The organism is Thermacetogenium phaeum DSM 12270 (genome assembly GCF_000305935.1).
Lineage (GTDB): Bacteria > Bacillota > DSM-12270 > Thermacetogeniales > Thermacetogeniaceae > Thermacetogenium > Thermacetogenium phaeum.
Window position 1 is genome coordinate 2,870,767 of the sequence record NC_018870.1, and the last position, 19,576, is coordinate 2,890,342.

23 protein-coding genes are annotated in these 19,576 nt (G+C 57.7%); 5 read left to right on the plus strand and 18 right to left on the minus strand.

Annotated features, from left to right (window positions below):
* Window positions 1-118: 118 nt before the first annotated feature.
* The 6 genes from TPH_RS14110 to TPH_RS14135 form a co-directional block, all read right to left on the minus strand.
* Entirely contained in the window at window positions 119-421 is a 303-nt protein-coding gene (locus TPH_RS14110) for a YbaB/EbfC family nucleoid-associated protein (protein WP_015051871.1), read from the minus strand.
* A 24-nt stretch (window positions 422-445) separates the two neighbouring features.
* A complete protein-coding gene (locus TPH_RS14115) occupies window positions 446-742 on the minus strand; it encodes a hypothetical protein (protein WP_015051872.1) in 297 nt (98 codons plus the stop codon).
* 755 nt (window positions 743-1,497) lie between these two features.
* Window positions 1,498-1,860: a hypothetical protein gene (locus tag TPH_RS14120; protein ID WP_148275927.1), complete on the minus strand. Its 363-nt coding sequence runs from the start codon at window positions 1,858-1,860 to the stop codon at window positions 1,498-1,500.
* A gap of 292 nt (window positions 1,861-2,152) precedes the next feature.
* The gene (locus TPH_RS14125; protein WP_015051877.1) at window positions 2,153-3,034 is read right to left on the minus strand and encodes a patatin-like phospholipase family protein; all 882 of its coding nucleotides are present in this window, start codon (window positions 3,032-3,034) and stop codon (window positions 2,153-2,155) included.
* Entirely contained in the window at window positions 3,031-4,035 is a 1,005-nt protein-coding gene (locus TPH_RS14130) for a chymotrypsin family serine protease (RefSeq protein ID WP_015051878.1), read from the minus strand. The genes TPH_RS14125 and TPH_RS14130 overlap by 4 nt, the downstream gene beginning before the upstream one ends.
* Window positions 4,036-4,154: 119 nt before the next feature.
* The gene (locus TPH_RS14135; protein WP_015051879.1) at window positions 4,155-4,337 is read right to left on the minus strand and encodes a hypothetical protein; all 183 of its coding nucleotides are present in this window, start codon (window positions 4,335-4,337) and stop codon (window positions 4,155-4,157) included.
* A 505-nt stretch (window positions 4,338-4,842) separates the two neighbouring features.
* Between TPH_RS14135 and TPH_RS14140 the strand changes: the two genes are divergently transcribed.
* On the plus strand, window positions 4,843-5,814 hold the full coding sequence (locus TPH_RS14140; protein ID WP_015051880.1) for an Ig-like domain-containing protein: 972 nt from the start codon (window positions 4,843-4,845) through the stop codon (window positions 5,812-5,814).
* 392 nt (window positions 5,815-6,206) lie between these two features.
* Here TPH_RS14140 and TPH_RS14145 read toward each other — a convergent pair whose 3' ends face one another.
* From TPH_RS14145 to TPH_RS14170, 6 genes are all read right to left on the minus strand, one after another.
* Window positions 6,207-6,404, minus strand: coding sequence for a hypothetical protein (locus tag TPH_RS14145; RefSeq protein ID WP_015051881.1), 198 nt, complete (start codon window positions 6,402-6,404; stop codon window positions 6,207-6,209).
* A 482-nt stretch (window positions 6,405-6,886) separates the two neighbouring features.
* A complete protein-coding gene (locus TPH_RS14150; RefSeq protein ID WP_015051882.1) occupies window positions 6,887-7,819 on the minus strand; it encodes a hypothetical protein in 933 nt (310 codons plus the stop codon).
* A gap of 109 nt (window positions 7,820-7,928) precedes the next feature.
* Window positions 7,929-8,396 (minus strand): hypothetical protein, encoded by a 468-nt coding sequence (locus tag TPH_RS14155; protein WP_015051883.1) that lies wholly within the window; start codon window positions 8,394-8,396, stop codon window positions 7,929-7,931.
* Between the two features lie 398 nt (window positions 8,397-8,794).
* The gene (locus TPH_RS14945) at window positions 8,795-9,547 is read right to left on the minus strand and encodes a CAP domain-containing protein (RefSeq protein ID WP_015051884.1); all 753 of its coding nucleotides are present in this window, start codon (window positions 9,545-9,547) and stop codon (window positions 8,795-8,797) included.
* 336 nt (window positions 9,548-9,883) lie between these two features.
* Complete coding sequence (locus TPH_RS15505) at window positions 9,884-10,030, minus strand: hypothetical protein (RefSeq protein ID WP_015051885.1); 147 nt, start codon at window positions 10,028-10,030, stop codon at window positions 9,884-9,886.
* 1,117 nt (window positions 10,031-11,147) lie between these two features.
* The gene (locus tag TPH_RS14170) at window positions 11,148-11,423 is read right to left on the minus strand and encodes a Veg family protein (protein WP_015051886.1); all 276 of its coding nucleotides are present in this window, start codon (window positions 11,421-11,423) and stop codon (window positions 11,148-11,150) included.
* A 26-nt stretch (window positions 11,424-11,449) separates the two neighbouring features.
* Here TPH_RS14170 and TPH_RS16665 point away from each other — a divergent pair, with 26 nt between their 5' ends.
* Window positions 11,450-11,824, plus strand: coding sequence for a diguanylate cyclase (locus TPH_RS16665; RefSeq protein WP_028991246.1), 375 nt, complete (start codon window positions 11,450-11,452; stop codon window positions 11,822-11,824).
* 25 nt (window positions 11,825-11,849) lie between these two features.
* On the opposite strand, the gene yabG is transcribed toward TPH_RS16665, so the two are convergent.
* Window positions 11,850-12,725 carry a sporulation peptidase YabG gene (yabG, locus tag TPH_RS14180; RefSeq protein WP_049886145.1) on the minus strand — a complete coding sequence of 292 codons (876 nt, stop codon included), beginning with the start codon at window positions 12,723-12,725 and terminating at the stop codon, window positions 11,850-11,852.
* Window positions 12,726-12,883: 158 nt separating this feature from the next.
* Between yabG and TPH_RS14185 the strand changes: the two genes are divergently transcribed.
* The 3 genes from TPH_RS14185 to splB all read left to right on the plus strand — a co-directional run bounded on the left by TPH_RS14185 (window position 12,884) and on the right by splB (window position 14,860).
* On the plus strand, window positions 12,884-13,099 hold the full coding sequence (locus TPH_RS14185; RefSeq protein WP_015051888.1) for a hypothetical protein: 216 nt from the start codon (window positions 12,884-12,886) through the stop codon (window positions 13,097-13,099).
* 265 nt (window positions 13,100-13,364) lie between these two features.
* Complete coding sequence (locus TPH_RS14190) at window positions 13,365-13,745, plus strand: DUF1284 domain-containing protein (RefSeq protein ID WP_015051889.1); 381 nt, start codon at window positions 13,365-13,367, stop codon at window positions 13,743-13,745.
* A gap of 104 nt (window positions 13,746-13,849) precedes the next feature.
* Window positions 13,850-14,860, plus strand: a complete 1,011-nt coding sequence (gene splB, locus TPH_RS14195) for a spore photoproduct lyase (protein ID WP_015051890.1) — start codon at window positions 13,850-13,852, stop codon at window positions 14,858-14,860.
* A gap of 410 nt (window positions 14,861-15,270) precedes the next feature.
* On the opposite strand, the gene TPH_RS14205 is transcribed toward splB, so the two are convergent.
* The 5 genes from TPH_RS14205 to TPH_RS16340 form a co-directional block, all read right to left on the minus strand.
* Window positions 15,271-15,456 carry a hypothetical protein gene (locus TPH_RS14205; RefSeq protein WP_028991243.1) on the minus strand — a complete coding sequence of 62 codons (186 nt, stop codon included), beginning with the start codon at window positions 15,454-15,456 and terminating at the stop codon, window positions 15,271-15,273.
* A gap of 21 nt (window positions 15,457-15,477) precedes the next feature.
* Window positions 15,478-15,948, minus strand: coding sequence for a ribonuclease H-like YkuK family protein (locus tag TPH_RS14210; RefSeq protein WP_015051892.1), 471 nt, complete (start codon window positions 15,946-15,948; stop codon window positions 15,478-15,480).
* Entirely contained in the window at window positions 15,948-16,829 is an 882-nt protein-coding gene (rsmA, locus tag TPH_RS14215; protein ID WP_015051893.1) for a 16S rRNA (adenine(1518)-N(6)/adenine(1519)-N(6))-dimethyltransferase RsmA, read from the minus strand. The genes TPH_RS14210 and rsmA overlap by 1 nt, the downstream gene beginning before the upstream one ends.
* Before the next feature lie 166 nt (window positions 16,830-16,995).
* Window positions 16,996-17,976, minus strand: a complete 981-nt coding sequence (locus TPH_RS14220; protein WP_015051894.1) for a ubiquitin-like domain-containing protein — start codon at window positions 17,974-17,976, stop codon at window positions 16,996-16,998.
* A gap of 330 nt (window positions 17,977-18,306) precedes the next feature.
* Entirely contained in the window at window positions 18,307-19,290 is a 984-nt protein-coding gene (locus TPH_RS16340) for a 3D domain-containing protein (protein WP_015051895.1), read from the minus strand.
* Between the last annotated feature and the right edge of the window lie 286 nt (window positions 19,291-19,576).

Below are 19,576 nucleotides of genomic sequence, written 5' to 3' on the forward strand. Positions count from 1 at the left end.
TATCACCGGCCCCGCTACCTGGCAACCGGTTTTCCCGAACTCCGCCGGCCTCAAGCCCCTATTGGCCTTCTAACTGCGCTGCCGGCCGGAGGCGGATTCACTTACCGCAGCAACCGCCTCAGCCGCCGGCCTGCGGCGGTCTCCCCAACAGCCTGCCCGCTTCGGATTCGATGAGCTCCATGACCCCGGCCAGGGCATCGTCAACGGCCTCCTCGACCAGTTTTTCCAGCCGCCCTTTATCCGCTGCGGCCGCAGGCTCGATGCGCACCTCCACAACCCGCAACTTCCCGCTCAAAACCACCTTCACGGACCCGTCGCTGCTGCTGCCCGCAACAACCTTCCCCTCCAGCTGCCCGGTCAGCTTTTTGAAGAGAGACCGCAAAAAATTCTGCGTCAGCCCGTAAGCCTCAGAATCCGGCACTTTTACTCCCTCCTCCCAAAAGCGCTAATTTCGTTCCCCACCCGGGTGACCTGAAAAATCCGAAAGAAGAAGCAGAATCAGAATAAGAAAGAGAGTAAAGGGGTTGGCTTTCCTCTCCCGATTTTCGGGCCCGAACAGCCCCCCGCTCGGAAGCGCCAGACTATTGCTCACGGTCTTCAGACACTCCTGCACCCCTTCACCGGAGAGAAAATCCAGCAGCCTTTTAAGCACATCGACCAGACTCTTCCCGCGGGGTCCCAGATAAGGTCGAAAACTGTTGATCACCTGCAAGGCGTTTTCATCAACCGCGATAGCGGCCATCTCTCCTCCTCCTTCCATACATTGATCAGGAAAGGCCACCCTGCCGGACCGGCGGGGTGGCCTCCCGCTTGATAGCCGAGCTGTTAGTTGTCTCCGAAAAAGAGCAGGATCAGAATCAGGAAGAGTATCAAAGCCCAGCTTCTCACAAAGCCCCCTCCAAAGCCAAATCCCTTAGATTCCATTGACATCCCTCCTGACAAGTTTCACGCCCAATCCCGAACCAACCCGTTCTCCATCTTCCGCTGAATCTAGTTGGTCTAACCGGAGAAAGGCATTCGGAAGGCGAACCAACTTCCCCCCCTTCACTTAGAAGAGGGGAGCTCCAACGAAACCCGAAGAGCCGGGTGGCGGTGTCACAGCTTAGTTGTCTCCGAAGAAGAGCAGGATCAGGATCAGGAAGAGGATCAAAGCCCAGCTGCCGAAGAAAAATCCGCTTTGTGCTTGCGCCATCACCTAATTCCCCCTCTCGCAAGAAATGGACCCTTCGCTTGGTCACCCTTCTCCGTTATCATAGGCTGCCTGGAAAATGTTCACCAACTAACGCGTTCTAAAAATCCCCGAAGAAGAGCAGGATCAAAATCAGGAAGAGGATAAACGCAAAGCGCCTTCCAAAGAATCCACCACCAAAGCCGATCCCTCTTTCTTCTGCCATGTTGAGGTCCCTCCTTCTTGTTAATTGACGTTATCGTTATGCCACAATCTGTCTTTTGCGGCATCCTGCTCCATATTATGTGGCAGCTATCTAAAGTGTTACTCTATTCCGAATCCAGCCAGATACTGTTATCAGAATCTGAGCCCGCCTCCCCTTCCGCCTCAAGAGTGCCTTTGTCAGTCGGTGCATCGGCGAGGAACAACAGAGCCTGCAGCAAGAAGAGGCTCACCGGTCTGCAGGACCTCTTTTGAGGCTCCTGCGGTACCAGCAGGGTCCGAAACCCCTCTCCCGGCCCCAGGATCTGCAGAGCATCCAGCGTCTTGCGGGCCGGCTCGCTTTGGAGCAGTTCCAGCAAGCTTTCCAGAGCAATGAGGCATCCGTTGCCTCGGGGGCCCAGATACGGGCGGAGGCTTTGCATCACCTGAAGGGCGCTCTCATCATAGGAAAAGCCGGCCACTTTAAACATCCCCCCTTTTTACTGCGGTGGCGGTCAGCAGCGCTACCGCCACCCCCATTTCTTCACCCGCTAACCCACAAAAGACAACAAGTTTCCCATTTTTAGCTTCCATATCATACTATGGGTGCTGCCCGGAAAGTGTTCACCGGCGCGGCGAGGGAGCCTTAGGTTTAACTCAAGTTTTGTAGACCAACAGAGGAACGGAAAAGGGGCTGCCCTCGTCGGCGCAGCGGTCTTGCGGATGTTACAATCAAAACATTTTCAGGGGAGGGGATTACCGGGCTAAATTAAGGAATTTCTCTTATCCTAACAGTTTTTTCAGGCCCTGAAGCGCCTCCCTGGCCGCATGACGCCCCCGCTCTATAAGTTCCGGGATCCGGTCGAAGTCCCCCAATTTCACATCCTGAGCAAGTGGCTCGATCACCAAATCGGCGGCTTCCAGATCCTGCCTGGTGCCGTGTAAATGCATGATGTCGATCCCCCGCTGTACCACCTGGATGAGCGACTGCGGCTCCTGGACGGTTCCGAGCCTTCTCAAGCTCACCGCCACTACAACCGACGCCCCCAACCGGCGGGCCAGGGAAGCAGGCACCATCTCCACCAGGCCTCCGTCTGCGAGCAGGGTTCCCTTAAAGGGAACAGGCTCAAAAACTCCGGGTACGGCGGAACTTGCCTGAACCGCCAGCCCCAGAGAGGCGTCGCCGAAAAAAATCGTGTCCGGTGAGGGGCCGTCACCTGAGGTGCTGGAGAACACCACCCGCTTTCCCGATATCAAATCGGCGGCGACAACGCCGAATGGGATCTTTAAATCGGAAAATCTCCTTTTTCCCGTCACCCTCTCCACCAAGCCCCCGATCTTCTCACCGCTGAAGAGCCCGCGGGGCACGGCCTCCAGAAAACCGGCGATATCCTTCAAATTGCCCAACAAAAACCTGACGAAGGAATAGGGGTTGAAGTTCCAGGCGAAGAGATCCCTCTTTTGCACTGCCAAGACCAGCTCTCTCATAACAGGTGGACCCACACCCGCCGCGTACAGGGCTCCCACGATGCTGCCGGCGCTGGTACCGGTGATCACTGCAGGCTGAATCCCGTTTTCCTCCAGGACCTCCAGCACGCCGATATGGGCAACCCCAAGCAGCCCCCCGCCCCCCAGGGCAATTCCCGGCCTTCTCTTCACTCTCATACCAGATCCACTTCCAGCTTGTTGAGAACGTTTTCGATGGGGTTGAAGACCGTGTATTCACTTGAGCCGGCAAAAAGCAGCCCCACCGCCCGGTTCTCCCGGTCGAGCACCAGGGAGCCGCTGTCCCCTGCCTGGGACTTCAGCTCGGCCATGACCTGTTCCTGAAAACGCACAACGTCGGTGTTGCGGCCCATGGTCACATTCAAGGTGACGTGCACGGCGGTGATTTTCCCCTCGGTGACTCCCGTGGTGCGACCGCTCTTCTTGACGGCCATGCCGGGCTCGGCCTGGGCTACCCCGTTGACCTTGCCGATATCGATGATCTCCGGGATAATCTCTTTGGGGTCTACCGGCCGGGCCAGGGCGCAATCAACCAGATTGCTGGCTCCCCGCTTCTCCAGCCGCACATAGTAATTCGGGCGAAAAGCATGAATAACGGCATTGACGGCTTTGACGCTCATTGCCGCCAAATTGCAGTCCGCCTCTCTGCTGAACCTGTATATGGGAACAAAGCGCTCCAGGTGCCCAATAACATCCTCTTCCGAGCCCCCATCGTAGACGCCCGGCTGGAGGATGAGATCTCCCCGCCGCGCCCTTCCGTCAAGGCCGTCTGTGGCATTGGCCAGAACGTGATTGTTGGATAAGATCATCAGCTCCCCGGTCTTCCGGTCGCGCACCACAGCCCCAAAGGTACCGGCCGTTACTTTAACATGGCCGATGCTGGAACCCGGGGCCGCCGGCCGCATTTTTTCCGTCCGCCCGAGGAACTGCACCTCCCCGATCTCGATGACATCCGTACAGACCCTTCCGATGCGCTTAGGGACGCATTCGTCAACCCCCAGCGCCTCGGCGGGTACCTTTTTTTCCACAAAAAAAATGATGGCCAGCTCGTCCGTATCCTGCCGGCCGCGTTTTTTGTAACCGATTCCCATGCCGACGACATTGGGCAAGCCGGAATAGCGCTGTTCGGCCACCCCCAGGGAACGAAACAATTTCCGCACTTTCACTCCCTCCCTGACCTTTACTCACTCCAGTATATTCGGGAAGAACACCCGTTGGTGTCAGAGAGAGGGATAACGCTCTTGAAGCTCACCTGCCCACGGGCAGGATGTCACTTCTTTCAACCGGAACAGTTCAACCAGGCGTTGATCCTGTCGATCTGCTCCCGCGTCTTCTCGGCCAGCAGCCGGCAGTCCCGGGCCAGGGCGGTTTTACCCAGCTTCTTTTCCAGTTCTTCATAAACCCTGAGCAAAAGCCGCTCATGCTGCAGGGCCTTGACCAGCTGTTCCTTGACTGTCGGCATTAACGCTTCCTCCTTTCATCTCGGAAAGCTTCCCCGGCCTTCCGTTATCTGCCTCATTTCCCTTGCGATAACATATTCCTGCTTCTGGCAAGGTGTGCATTGGATAGTCGTCGGCGGGTTGATGGGTTAGTCGTTCCCACGGCCAACCACCGACTTTCGGCCGTGCCTCGCTTTCTGCCCGGCATACTTCCAGAAAAAAGCGGGAAGTGGGAGGGCAGGTTGAACCTCCGTAAGGTTGCAGCACCTGAGGAACAATCTCGGCATCCGGTCGCTTAAAAAACCGGTTTGTTTTATGCTTGCAACGACATCTGAGCTCAAGGATCTGTTAATAGAGCCGGAGAAGACCCGTCCCCCTATCTGGGGCCACCGGAATCACAAAATAAGACAAAAATCCACAGCAAGAGTAACACTTTGTCATCATTACCATATTATGTATTAGCGACAGATGCGGGCGGTTGCACCCATCTGTCGCCGGAGAAAAACCAATAAAGAAGGAGGAATTAGCATGCCAATCACCCCGGGTAAATGCCCTCAGGTTGACGGAGTACCCCAGTGCCCTCCCTTTACGGAAAAGGACTGTATTGAGGTCTTCAAGGTCTTCGACCAATGCGCTGGAGAAGAGCTCCTGGGGAGGTGTGTCAGGGCCGCCGACTTCTGCACAGTTCCCATTCCCGATGACGCCACTATCTCTTGCACTGTGGTGCCAAACACAGCCCGCTGTTTCTTCATCGGCTTCGGGGCCTTCAACCCGCCCTTCTTCAGGCCGGTGCTGGTGCAAAACCAGGTGGATGTAGAGGTTACGATCACCGATGCCGCCGGTGTTGTGATCTGCGGGCCATTTGTTATAACACTGCAGGGCATCTTCCAGGCCCAGATGTGGGCGCCACCGGGAACCCTCGTCCAGTGCCAGGTCATTGCTGTTGGAGATTGTACTTGTGACCTGGCAACAGATCCGATTACTGGAGACCAGCTCATCTGCTGCCGGGTTAAGGTCTGCAAGGAGATCCAGATCAAGGCTCTTGTCAAACTTCTTGTCCCCAGCTACGGCTTCTGCGAGCTAGATCCCTGCGTTCCGGTACCGCAGCCATTCTTCCCCTGTCCGCCGGAGCAGCCGCTCTTCCCACCCCAGCGCTGTCAAGAGCCGCCAGTGGTGACTCTTATTGATCTAGCAGGCGTCCCGATTCAAGGGGTCACCGTCAACATTACTCGAGAGGGTACAACAGTCTCGGCAAACACAGATATCACCGGAACCGCCACCTTCACAACACTGGGAGCCATTGTGGCCGGAGATGTTGTCCAGTTCACCGATCCCGCTTCCGGGAAACTGGTGAGCTTCACCGTGCCTCCGACATTTACCGATGCTACCGGAACATTGCATGACAGCAATACCGTCTGTTCCCTCCAATTCGTCAGAACTGTGGGGACAACATTCAACTTGTTCATCGACGGTGTCCTCAACGGAACTGTCGATCCCTAGTAACAGCTGAAATCTCGCCTTATCCCCCGGCTTCGTTCGAGGCCGGGGTATTTTTTTTGCTCCTTTAAAGGGGACCATTGATTAAGGCTGCCCGTGTCCGCTCAGGGCAGCCTTAAATCGAAAGGGCACCCAATACGCTCGCTCTTACGACGTTACCTCAATGGCAACCTATACGATATAGCTTATAGTAAAATAAACCGGCGGTGCCCCCGGCGGGGTTACCTTGGCCAGATTCCCGGTGACAGAATCCAGAACACCTGTAACCGGGGGGGCCGGCTACAGAGATAACGGTCACGGTAGCACCGGTATTGCCCGGAGTAGTTCAAAGAACTCCACAGAAGCACCAGCTGGAATTACCACCATTCCAATTCCTCCCTTTGCACTTCATTGTTTTACGCCTTATTAAAGACCACCTCCACAAAGCTGAGGCTGGCAAATGGGGCGTATACCGCACTTACTGCATCTGCAAGCATCAAATAGTCATCCCCGACGGCAGCAACGGGGCCGGTAACATTATAGATTGAGCCGTAAAGGGTCACCTGTTGCCCTATTAATGCTTTAAGACGGGCAGATAATAAGTTGTCAGCCATTCAGATACCTCCTTCCTGCAGATCCTACCCTGAAAATATGTGTTCATCCTTACGCTTGCTCCCGGATCTTTTGGTTTAACTCGCCCTAAGACTCGTCGATAGATAAGCAGCCGACCGGCTCCTATGCGCCTTCCCTGGCGCAGAGTCGCCTATCTCGACATCCTGTCTCGATTCGGCTGCCGTTTGCTGCTCCTTCGTCAAGGGCGAGTAACAACCTCCGTCAGGTCGCTGCGCCGTCAAGGATAAACCTTTTTTTTCGTTCCTCTGTTGCTGCCGCCGCTGGCGGCATGGTGGTCTGTCATGAAAATAGACCGCAGACCCGTCGGGTATTTTCATACTCTGTTGGTCGCCTTTCTTTATTTCTTCTGGGGTTTCTTTTGAGCGCTGGGATCAGAGGAGACGGGTTTATCAGGAGGGCAGATCGGATAATGCTGCAGTAAAGAGCAGATCTCCGCCCAACTGGGCTTTTTGGCCGGTTTCCCTCACCCACCGTACTCAGGCGGTTTGGAAGGCGGCGGCTCCTGGACAAAGGTTTTCTCAAGGCCGGGGCGGCTGGGAATCAGCTCCAGGGGGATGGAGGAGAGGTCGTACCCCGCAAACTCCTGTTTTGCCGTAACCCTCCCCTTCTGCTGCCCCTGCCCTTGAGCGCTCCGGGCAGCATATCGGCGCAAGATGTCCGAGCAGCTTTCCTCTTCACCCCTCCCGGCTGGCTGAAGCTCTTGCTTCTCACCGGGATCGGCCCGACCCCCCGCCGGACCCTCGGGCAACGCCCCTTTTTCTCTCTGCTCAATCACCCGCCCCACCAGATACGCCAGGGAGTCCAGATCCAGGGCGATTTTATCGCTGATGCGCACACCTTCCGGCTCCGGCTCCCGTCTGCCGTTTTTCCCGGCCTGGTTGCCTGCGGGCACCTCCGGTGCCTCCTTTTCCCGGATCCCGGCGGCACCGGTGGCATCCCTTCTGCTCGCCTGCCGGGCATCTTCCTTTCGAAGGGGAGAACCTGCCAGCTTAAGGGCGATTTCCCCCTCGATAACCACTTCAACCCACACCCTATCCCTGAAAAGGCCGGCCAGCAATCTCCAGATTCCCACGCCGGACGGCTTGCCGGGCCTGACCTGAGCGATCAGGGGGTGCTTGAGATCAATCTCTATCCTCTCTCCCCCAACGAACCCCGTCTTTTCCGGCAGAATTTTTTCCGTCAGGGTGCCGGGAAGGATCACCGTACGGTAGAAATTCCCCCCACTCCTCTGCCTGAGACCGCAGCAAAAAACCAGGTCATAGCCGCCAAAAACCAAAAGCTCGCCATCGGGCAGCACCTTTCCGAAGAGAGCCGGGTTGGCGATCCTGCAGGAAACCGGGTAATCTGGTAAAGCGGTCTGGAAAGAAAACTGGACCTTGATTGAAGGTAACTCCATTGTTGACCTCCTTTCCCGGTAGGTTTTTCATTTCCCGATAAACAACAAGGGAGGTGACCCTCCCTCGTCGATCAACAGCGGCGGCCTGCCGCTAAATGCTGGGCCTTCTTCAGCCGGATATTCCCGCACCCGTCCGCATCCCCGGCTGCGCATCAGGCGGTCGCATCTGAAACAGGATTTTTAATGTTCTTTCGTCAATCCCGAACTGCCTGTAATATTCCAAAACCTCCGGTGGCACCACCGCCTTGCCGGCCAAATCCACGGCGGTCGGAGAGATCTCAGAAATGGCGCATTTTTTCAAGTCGCGCAAAGAGCCCCGGCAAGACTCCTGACCGTCTTCATCAGACCCATCCTCTCCAGCAGGCGGCTCAGCTAAACCGGAGGGAACGGGCTCATTCCCCTCATCAGCAACGGCCTCTTCCGGAGCTGCATCCACATGCCGGCCGCAGTTATCCATTCCACCGTCTTCCCGGTGCTCGGGAGCGGCATTCTCCTCCGGCAGTGCCTTCTTACATTCCTCCGCCACTTCCTGATCCGAACCATCTACCCGGGACATCTCTTGATCCGAAACCTCCACGGACAACCCCTCCTTGTCGAGTTGTTAGATTTTATTACCTCTGCTGGTTATAATATGTATCTTTTGCCAAGATGTCACTCTCATAGAGGAGGACCGGGAAAAAACCGGATTAACAAACCCCACATAAGCGGCAAGCGGTCGTCCCCATCAGGGGAGACACGGTAGCTTCAAGGGCTTCGAGGATCGGGAAAAACGCTTATTTTATTTTATTAAGAAGCGGCAGCGGGTAGACCAGGCAGGCCAAAAGAGAGGGAAACGGCAAGGGCAGGCAGCAGAACGCTGTCATGAAAATAGACCGCATACTCTGTTGGTGCCGCCCCTGGCGGCGTGAGGGTCTGCCCGGGAAATCATCAATTCTTTAGTTCGCTCAACCTTCCTCAGCGTTTTTACCGTGCCTCTTAAGCCTCGACGAACAGCTCAACAACCAGCACCCAGGCTCCTTGTGGAACAACGGCAACACCGACCTTATTGGCCTTCGGATTCATCATGATCTCTCGATGTTCAGGGCTGCCCAAAAGCAGCTGGTGCGCCTTATAAACGTCTCCGGCTTTGCAGAGGTTCTCCCCGCCGCTCCGGAAGCTGACGCCAAACCTTCTGAGCATCTGCCCAGGTGAACCGTAGGTCGGGGAGATGTGACCGAAATAGTTGTTCTCTATCATATCCTGCGCCTTGAGCCGGGCGATCTCCGTAAGTTTCATATCGACGGCCACCGGAGAGATACCCTTGCCAATCCTGCTGTTGTTGATTAAATCGAAGAGTCGCTTTTCGTCTGCCGTCAGCCCATCAGGCGCGGAGGGTACTGGTGGCACAGATGTGGCTGGAGGTTCATCATCCCTAGCTCCACCCGGATCCGCCGGTGTTGCGGAAGCCTGATCAGAGGGGAGGAGCCGGGTCGGATATGAGACCGGCTTTGATCGATTGTTGAGAACGGCATTGTAATAATCTTCAATGCTCGTCATCCCCCGCTGCGGATAATAAGTCTGGTTCCCTCCTCCACCGGCGCCTCCGCTACCGGCTGAAGGCGGCTGGACCGGAGGGTTTGCCGGCTGTGTTGGCTTGGGATCGGCAGCAGGGGGTTCCGGCACAACAGGGCCCTTGCTCTGGTCGGGCAAAGTTCTGCCCTGGAGTACAGCCTGGATATACTCATCCATCGTAAACGCATCCGCTTTTGGCGTATACCAGCCGCAAAGGCCGGCAAGAAAAATCACTGCAATCAGCATCGACAGAACTTTACGGTTAATGGCTCCAACATCCCCTTTCCAGAAACTTTTCTTTTAAGATAATCAAAATGCCTGAAGGGGACAACCGCCAACTTCTAACGAAATCCGAGTTTTTATTAAGAGAACCGTCCAGCCCACACCCCACTCAGCCGCTTCTTCCCCATTTGCTGCGCTCTGTCATAATCTGTTAACCAGGCGCACCTGCCGCCGGGGTCTCTCCGCCTTTCATCAACCCGACCGAAAAAGCAGCAAGGCAAATCGAGCCCGTTACCCCGTTTCCCGCGAGGTGTTCTCCCGCTTCGTGCCGACGAAAGGCTCAGCCCTTTCTGGGGTCCCCCGCGTATTCACCGCTCCCTCCCGCGGATAGACCCTCTCCTGGGTTTTCTGCTGTTCTCTCCCTCCGTACGAACTCATCGGTTCACCTCTGATTCGATGTTCGGGCCTTCCCCCGGAGTCCATGACCCCTAGGGTACTATGCCCTCTGCTGACTCCTGCCGGTTCAACCATGCCTCTCGACCCGGCTTACCCGTATCCCTGGCGTACCAACAGGCCTACTGGGTAAGTGCGTCGACTTTCCCTCCATCTACCCGCCGAATTTACTCTCAGCAATCGCACGCTAAAGGACTTCGCTTTGTTTCGCAAGCTCATCCAACTGCTGCTAGCCTCCTATGCGGTTCCTGTTCGTCGGGCCGGAGGTTCGCCGCCAGCTTCCTTAAGATTCCATCTCCCGAAGGACACCCTTGCCTTCGGCCAGCAGACTCGTGCTGCCTCGCCTGCAGTGGACTTTCACCACCAAGTTAACGCCCATGCCGGGCGCACATCGAGTAGGAGGGGGCGGCTAGCCCCCGTCCTCTCACACCACCGGACATGCGGGCCCGCATCCGGCGGTTCACCAAGCTTGACGAAGAAAAGAATAGCGTTCAGGCCGCTACCTTGTCCTCCGCGAGGTGCCGCTCCGCTTTGTGCCGGAGAAGGTCTCGGCCCTCCCGCGGTCCCCCGTGGCTTCACCACTTCCTCCCGCGGGCAGGCCCCTTCCGGGGTTTTCTGCTGTCTTCGACCTTCTCGCGAACTCATCGGTCTCACCTCCGTCTTGATGTTCGGGCCTTCCCCCTGAGTTCATGTCCCCCAGGGTACTATGCCCTCTGCTGACTCCTGCCGGCTCAGCCGCGCCTCTCGACACAGGTTACCAGCTCTACCTGGCTTATCCGGCAGGCCTCCCCGGGTAAGAGCGTTAACCTTCACCCCGCGCCCGCCCCATATACTCCGCCGCCCCTTGGCAGCCTGGGATTTCGCTGTGTTTCGCCAGCTCATCCGAACGGCTTAGCCTCTTATGGGGTTCTTGTTCATCGGGCCGTGGTTTTGCCGCCAGCTTCCTTCGGATTCCACCTCGCGATGGACACCCTTGCCTTCGGCCAGCAGACTCGTGCTGCCTCGCCTGCAGTGGACTTTCACCACCAAGTTAACGCCCATGCCGGGCGCACAAAAAAACACCCCCCGGGAACCGGGGGGTTAATCTTCATCTCTCAGCCCATTAGTTCCGGGCGGCTGCGATTTTAATCTCGCCGTCCTCGCGACAGACAGTCAATTCAACGCTTTCCGTGAGCACATCGGTATAGCTGAAGGAAATTCGCCTCTCAACTTTCTTTTCATCGAGTTTTATAACAAAAATACTGGGATAGGTGCGTTCCAAGACTCCCTCTCGCTCAACGACCCTATTCCTGCCTTTAAAGGATTTGAGTTTCACCCTCTTACCGATATAGGCATCAAGGTCCCTCTTGATTTCCGCAAGCGCTTGCTTGGTAGCCATGAGCCTCACCTTCTTTTTAGCCTTGATTGCGGTCCAAAAAGTACTTCATAGTATTATACCAACTCTCCGGAAACAGATCAAGAGGATGGTCCCTGCGATCTCTGCACAGAAAAGAGGATATCACCTGCCGCATAGGAGGGGACGAATTTGTTTTAATCACCCCAGGTGGTGCCGGCGAGCTGGAAATCATCAAACAACGCCTTCTAGTGCTAGAGAAGGTTAAGGAATGGATTGAACCGGATGAACGCCTGGGGGGACTAGGAGTAAGTATAGGAGCAGCGGTGTGCAAACCGGATCAAAAGCTTGATGTCGACAAACCTATCGATCAAGCAGACAAGCATATGTACCGGGAGAAGACCAATAAACCCAAAACCCTTCCCTCTTTTAACCGGCCGGGTTAGTAGATACGGCCAAAGGGGTGCCGGCCTAATACCGCGGGCGCGGCAGCCCGAGCCGCAGCTTCCCTTTCGTCTGAATCCCTCCCATGCTCTGCACCCCCAGTGCCGCCTGTTCTAAGAGATCGGGGAGATGAACCTTTTCATAGATCGAGGTGAAGGCCAGCCTCTCGGCGATAAAAACGGGATCGAGGACGTCGATCATGACCCGTTCCGGGGCGCTGGCGAAGTTCGCCCCCGCCTCGATAAGGGCCTCGTAATGGGACTGACAGCCCCCGGCGATGATGATCAGGTTGTCCCGGTCCGGCTCCACCTCCCGGGCGCGACGGACGGCAGCCAGGAAAAACTGTGAATTCCGGTAATAATCTGTTTTTCGGTAATCCCGCACCCCTTTTTTGACGGCGTCGTGCCCGGTAAGCACGAGGATGTCCGGCATCGATTCCTGGAGATACCCTCTGACCGCCTCCGGCTGCTCCTGTTCCGGAACGTGGAGCACCCGGCAGGGAACGCCCAAGCGCAAATAAGTTTTCAGGCACAGTTCACAGTACTGGGGATCCCCGTCGAGATGCAGCACCCGGCCAGGCAGCTCAAAAAAATCGTACTTCCCTTTCCTCCCGCCCCTCTGCAGGTTGTACTCCCGCAGGCGCCCCTGTCTGGAGAGTGCCACCCTGATGTATTGCTGCTTCTTCTTTTTAAAGGCGCTCTGCTGGCGAATGATTTCGGCAACGCCCTTTTTCTCCAGATCGGAGAGAGGAGCGCTGGCACAGAGGCGGATAAAAACGCCCTTCAGAAGGGCAAATTCCCCCTCCTCGCCCTTTACGATCTCCGCAACCCGGAACAGGACATCACCCTTATAAGACTTGCGAACAACCACATCTCCGACCTTAATTCCCTTAATAGAGATCACCCCGCAGTACCAGGATTATCCAGTTTTGGGTCTGCTATATCATACGCTGCCGACAGCATAATGCTCCCGACCGCAGCCCGATCCTTCCGCGGCAGGCAGTAATGCCCAGAACCGGTGGCAAATTATGATAGAGAAGAAAACCGGGTAGGGGGTTGAAAATGGCCGCTTCCGGCTCAATTGTTCCCCTACTGATGATCTCCCTGCTCGCCGAACGGCTGGAGGAAATACTCAAACCGATTTTTAAGCCCTTCGTTAAGAACCGGGGTCCGGAAAAAATCTCGGCGCTCTGGAAGGTCTGCGGGTCGCTTGCCGGCCTTATTCTGGCCTTCGGAACGCAGGTTAATTTCTTCAGCATCATCGGGCTTCCCGGCTAATCCCTGGCTGGGGAAATTCGTGGCAGGAATTCTTGCCGGTGCAGGCACCCAATGGATGCACGAAATACTGAGCAACCTGCTCTATGATACCGTGAGGCACTACCGCTCCCAGAATGGGCAAAAGAAGAACAGGAAGTAAGAAAGCGGTTGCCTTCGGCCCTTGAGGAATATTAGAATGAAGCTGACCGGGGCCTGAAGAGCGGGCCACATGTGAAGTCCCGGAGCAGGCACTGCTGCCGGTGAAAGCAGAAAGGATGATCACACCATGAGGCTGCGCGGCCATCATCTGATCTGTCTGCACTTTTACAGGGGGAAGGGGTATTCCCCCGCATTCGTGGAAAACCTGTCCGCCATCGTCAGGCGGGCGGAAGAGGGAGAGGAGATTGAGGTGGCGTCCGGGGCGGACGAAGTCTGCAGCGCCTGCCCCTACCTGAAGGACGGCCTCTGCGGGCAGAAGGATGGCGCCGACGAAGAGATCCGGGGGCTCGACAGGAAGGCCCTGGCCTTCCTGCGGGTCGCTCCCGGCGAGATCGTCCTCTGGCAGGAGATCCGGGAGAAAGTCCTGGCCGCTCCGAGCCAGTGGTTCGACTCCTTCTGCACGGGATGCGACTGGTTCAACCTCTGCGACCGGGTGCGCCGTGAATAAGAAGTGAACCTGTTGCGGTCTCCCCGCTCCCGTCTAAAAAAGCCCCAGCTTCCTTTATGATCCCGCCTTTCCGGCAATACTAAGAAAAAACGGGGTGAAAAGCCTTGTTCCGGCCGGAAAAGGTCTTCTTCGAAAGAGATGCTCTCTCCTACCCGCTGGGAGAGAAGCTGTACAGAACATTCCGGGAGAAAGGCGTAGAAATAGGGTTTACGGGATCGCACAACAGGGTGACCGGAATCCCGGGCGGCTCGCGGCGGGAGAAATTCTTTCGGGCCAAGCGCACCCTGGTAGTCGGGGTCCGGAAAAGCAGAAAGCTGGAAACCTGCCGCCCCTCCGCCCACTACCAGCTCCCCCTGGCCACCGGCTGCCCCGGCATCTGCGAATACTGCTACCTGCACACCAACCTGGGGCGCAACCCCTACATCCGCATCTACGTCAATCAGGAGGAAATCCTGCTGACCGCCCTGGACCACATAAAAAAGCGGCTGCCGGCCGACACGGTCTTCGAGGGAGCGGCCACCGCCGACCCCCTCCCAGTAGAACCGTACTCCGGGGCGCTTGCCAGGGCCATCGCCTTTTTCGCCGAACAGGAGCACGGCAGCTTCCGCTTCGTCACCAAGTTCACCGGCGTCGAACCCCTGCTCCACCTGGAGCACAGGGGCAAAACCAAATTCCGCTTCTCCCTCAACTCCCAGCAGGTGATCGCCGCCTATGAGCACGCCACACCCCGCCTGGAGGCGCGCCTTGAGGCGGCGTCCAGGGTAGCCGCCGCAGGCTACCCGCTGGGCTTCATGATCGCCCCCATCATTCCCGATGGGGACTGGAGGGAGGAATACAGCGACCTCCTGGACAGGTTGAAAACCTTTCAAGGTCACCCCGGACTCTCCTTCGAGCTGATCACCCACCGCTTCACAGCCCGAGCGAAGCAGGTCATCCGGGAGCTGTTTCCGGAAAGCGGGCTCCCTCTCGACGAAGAAAAGAGGTCCTTCAAGTGGGGGCAGTTTGGCTACGGGAAGTACCTCTACCCCAAAGACCTCCTGGAAGAAATCGAGTGCTTCTTTCGGGAGGGGATCAGGGAGCGCTTTCCTGAGGCAGCAATCGAGTACTTCGTGTAGGTGTTCCGCAAGGGCATCTGTCTAGCGCCCCAGCCCTCAGCATCTGCAGCTTATAGAAACGCCCTCTCATCTGCCCTGGAAATACTTCCGGTTTATCCTTGCGCTTGCTCCCGGATCTTTTGGTTTAACTCGCCTTAAGACTTGTCGATAGATAAGCAGCCGACCGGCTCCTATGCGCCTTCCCTGGCGCAGAGTCGCCTATCTCGACATCCTGTCTCGATTCGGCTGCCGTTTGCTGCTCCTTCGTCAAGGGCGAGTAACAACCTCCGTCAGGTTGCTGCGCTGGCAAGGATAAATCCTTTTTTCGTTCCTCTGTTGCTGCCGCCGCTGGCGGCATGGTGGTCTGCCCTGGAAATTGATATGTCCGGTTCATCCTTGCGCCTGCTCCTGGATCTTCGGTTGAACTAGCCCTAAAACTCCTCGCTAGATAAACAGCCGACGCGCAGAGCCGCCCAGTCAACGCCCTGTTTCGCTTCGGCTGCCGTCATCAGCGTCAAGGGCGAGGTAACAATCCCCGTAAAGTCGCTGCGCCTGCAAGGATGAGCCGCCATTTTATCCTCTGCGTCACCGAAGGTGACATTGTTTCTACCCGGCAAAGGAAATTTTTCATCCCGTCCTTACTTGGTATACTTATCCGCAACCGTGGAGGCGCCGCAGGAGTAGGGCTTGATCTTGGCGTCGAAGCCGCTGCCAGTGATCATCCCCACGATATCCCGGATCAACCCCTTGGTCTCCCCGTTCTGCCCGATGTCCAGGTGGATCTCTACGTCCAGCTCCAGGTGCCCCCTTTCCGCCAGGCTCTGGGCCAGTTTGCTGGCGATCTCCAGGCTGGTGGCCGCCTCCATAAAGATGCGCTGCTTCAAGCTGCGGACGTTCTCGTACGTCCGGCGGCAGTAAAAGTAACGGGCTCCCTTGCCGACGCGGTGCACGACAATGGCGGTAACGAAGTGCGTCTCCTCCCTTACCTGAGAATCAGTCCCGATGATGATCTTGTAGCTGAACGACGGGTCCTCCGTCACATAATCCAGGAGATCTGCTACGACCTCCTCCCAGCTCAGGGGACCCCTGCTCGGACTGATGAAGCGCATTACTGCTCCTTCCTTTCCCTCATCTCGAATAAAGCATCCGCCATCAGGGCAAACTCCTTTAAACCGAACGTCTCGCCGCGGCGTCCGGGATCGATCCCCACCTCCGCAAAGAAGCGGCTTTCCCGCTCCGGAACCAGCAGGCCGGCTTCCCGCAGGGCGTTTTTGATAGTCTTGCGGCGGTAGCGGAAGGCGGCATGCACCACCTCAAAAAAAAGGCCTTCATCCCGCACCTTCACCGCCGGCCGGGAACGGCAGCGCAGCCTGACAACGGCAGAGGCTACGTCCGGCGGGGGGAAGAAGGCGTCGGGGGGCACGCGAAACAAAACCTCCGGCTCCGCGTAGTACTGGACGGCAACCGACAGGGAGCCGTATTCCTTCCCTCCTGGCGCGGCGGCAATCCGATCGGCGACCTCCTTCTGCACCATAAAAACCAGGAGTTCCTTGCGGAACCCCTGGCCGAGCAGACGCATGATCAGCGGGCTTGTGATGTAGTATGGGAGATTCCCCAACACCTTGCAGGGGCCTGTGAAGCCGGGGGCGCAGATCTCCAGCAGCTCCCGGTAATCTACGCTTTTGGCGTCCCCCGCCACCAGGCGGACGTTCTCCAACCCCGCCAGGGTTTCTTTCAGCAGAGGGAACAGCGAACGGTCGATCTCCACCGCCACCACCATCCCCGCCCGGCGCGCCAGGGCAGCGGTGAGATTCCCCGTTCCCGGGCCGATCTCCAGCACGAGATCCTTCTCCGTTAGCTCCGCGGCATCGGCAATGCGCTCGACCAGCCGGGCCTGCCAGAGGAAGTGCTGCCCCAATCCCTTTTTAGGCTCCAATCCGTAGCGCTTCAGGAGCGCCCGCAGAGCCGCCGGTGACGCCGCCACAACCATCCGTTCGCCTCCCATCATCCGTTATTATACTACAAAAAGGATATCCCCCTCCAATCTGGCGGAGAATTCAGGAGCGTCCGCAGCCGGAAAAAAAGAAGAGGCCGGGGATCGCCTTCGCAGCGCCGGCCGCCAACTCTCGGGCAGGAAAGCAGGTGAAAAGGCACCCTCACTCCAGGACGTAAACCTTCACATAACGCACCCCCCAGCGGCGGCACTCGGCTTCCGTGGGAAAGAACACGTCGATCCTGTTGCCTCTGATGGCGCTCCCCTTATCGAGGGCGGTACCGTAGCCATACCCCTCGACGAACAGGCGGGAACCCAAAGGGATCACCTGGGGATCGACCGCAACCACACCCCGGCCGACGGGGTGCCCCGTCGCCGTGCGGCTGCCAGCCGCCGCGCTGTAAGCCGTAGCTCTAACCTCCAGGGCCTTCCAAAAACGCAGGATCTGCCCGCCGCGGGAAACGGTGTTCAGCGTGCCGTAGGCGAGAACCCTGCTGACGGGGGGCCGCACCACCCGTTCGGAAAGGGTCTGCCTGGAAACGACCTTCCCGTCTTCAAGGATCACCTTGACAAGGCGTTCCCCCTCCCCCGAGGTGCCCTCTCTGACAAGGCGCTGCTGCCCTTTAAGGAGAGAGCCGTCAGGCCTTCTTTCCACCGGAGCGGGTATGCTGTACCTTTCCCGCACCGTCTTCTCCTGAATCCGCCTCACCCTGATCTCACAGCTGCGGCTCACCACCGCCTGCAGCGGAAGATTAAGGCGGTCGTGCTCTCCCAGCTCCAAAGAAGCCCTCTCAAGCAGCTGCCGGACGGAAGTCCGGGTGGTCCAAAGGGTCTGCGTCCTGCCGTCGGCAACGAGGCGCACCGGGAAGGCGCGCTCCACGGTAACCGTCAGACCGTTCTTCACCGCTGCTGCGGTTCCCGGTACCACCCTGTCCCACTGCCCTAACTCAATTCCCGCTTCACCGAGGGCGGCCCCTACTGTGCGCTGCAGGGTGTGATGCCGCACCTCCTTCCCGTCCACAACGATCCTAATTTCCTGCCGGGCACCGGCGATGGACGCCCACACCAGAAACCCCGTCACGGCGGCAACCAGGGCACAACGGGTGGGAAGGCGCAACCGGCTTTTGATCTCCGCTCCGCTCACTTGGCTCTCCTCCCTAACCGGGCAATACCATAAATAGCCAGCCATCTTATGATTATATATGAGTTGTCTGGAAAAGTGAAACATAACGGCCTTTATAATATTAGACACCGGGCGCCGGATTCCTCTTCCCGATAAGGCATTGCGGAAAGAAAATAATGCTGACCTCACCAAAAAATGAAAAACCGGGGGCTTCGGCGTTATCCCCCGGCCTTTGACGCAGTTACTTGAGACTGAGGCCTTTTTCGGATCCCTTTGAGGGCGGCCACTCCGGCAAAGCTCTTTTACCATGGAAGCGCCCGGTGTTGTCGAAAGGGCCTCGACTTTAAGCCCTCAGTCCAGGATATAGACGTTCACGGTGCGCTTCCCCCAGGCGTAACACTCCTCAGCGGTTTCCAGAAAAACGTCAATCCGGTTTCCCTTAATCAGCCCCCCGGTGTCCACCGCCCGGGCCAGGCCGTATCCCTCTACGTAAAGCCTCGTCCCCAGGGGAATGACCCTGGGGTCGACGGCAACCCCGCCCACATAGGGCATGACGCCGGATGCCGTAGGCCGGCCGGTGTGAGTATAGGCAGTGGCCACCACCTGCAGAACGCGGCGAGCGCCCTCAGGGGGAGCGCCGCGGGAGGCGACCCTTTCAACCCCCTGGGGAGCCTTTGTTCCGTAAGCGATCACCCTCGGTTCCGGCTCCCGCAGCACTTCACTGCCCAGTGCCCTTTTCTCGACGACCACCCCGTTTTCCGTGGTGATCTCAAACTTCTGGAGAAGAATCCCTTCCCGACCTGCGGCACAGAGGCGGATCTTCCCCACCTCCAGGCGGGGGTCACGAACCTTCTTAACCGGATAGGGGATCGGCTCCTTCTCGGTGACGATCCTGTTGCGCACCCGGATCACTTCGATCTCCGGGATCTTACTCTCCCCGGTGACGATCCTGGCCTCCGCCCGGTCATTCGTCCCCAGCTCCACCCCTGCGTTCTGCAAAATATCTTCCAGGGGTGGCAGGTTGGCCCGGGTAATTACGGTCGTCCCGTCGACATGGACCCTGACCGGGGTATCCTCGAAGGCCTGCAGGAAAAAACCGCTCCCCTTCCTGTAACCAACGGCAATTTGAACAGCCTTCTTGCCTTCGGAGGACGCGGGCTCGGTCCTGAAGCCCTGCCACATAGCCCCGTAGGCCGCCCGCGGCACCAGGCCCAGCCGTCCTGCCCCGAGAAAAAGGAACACCAGGGCGAGTACAGCAGCGGAATACCTGCGCCACCCAAACCTCCTCTTCCTCTTCCTGACATAACTGAAATCGATGAATTCCACTAAAGTCACAACAACCCCTCCCCTTTTTGAGAAGCGGTTTTGTGACCATTATTTCCCAAATGAGCGCGGGTTAATCAAAAGAGCCGCCGGAAGAACCCTCTCAGAGGCAGGTGGCCAGATGCCGGAGGCCTGCAGGAGCCGGTCAGCCGGTCATCCTCAGCTGCCCGCCGTTCCTCCGCCCGGCTCCCGCTCCTTCGGCCGGACAGGGGGGCGGTTTGCTGGCCCTTTTACCCGGCCTTCCAAAGGCGGCTCCCCGCCTGACCCGCCGGTGTTTTTTCCTTCCTCTGATGGGGCC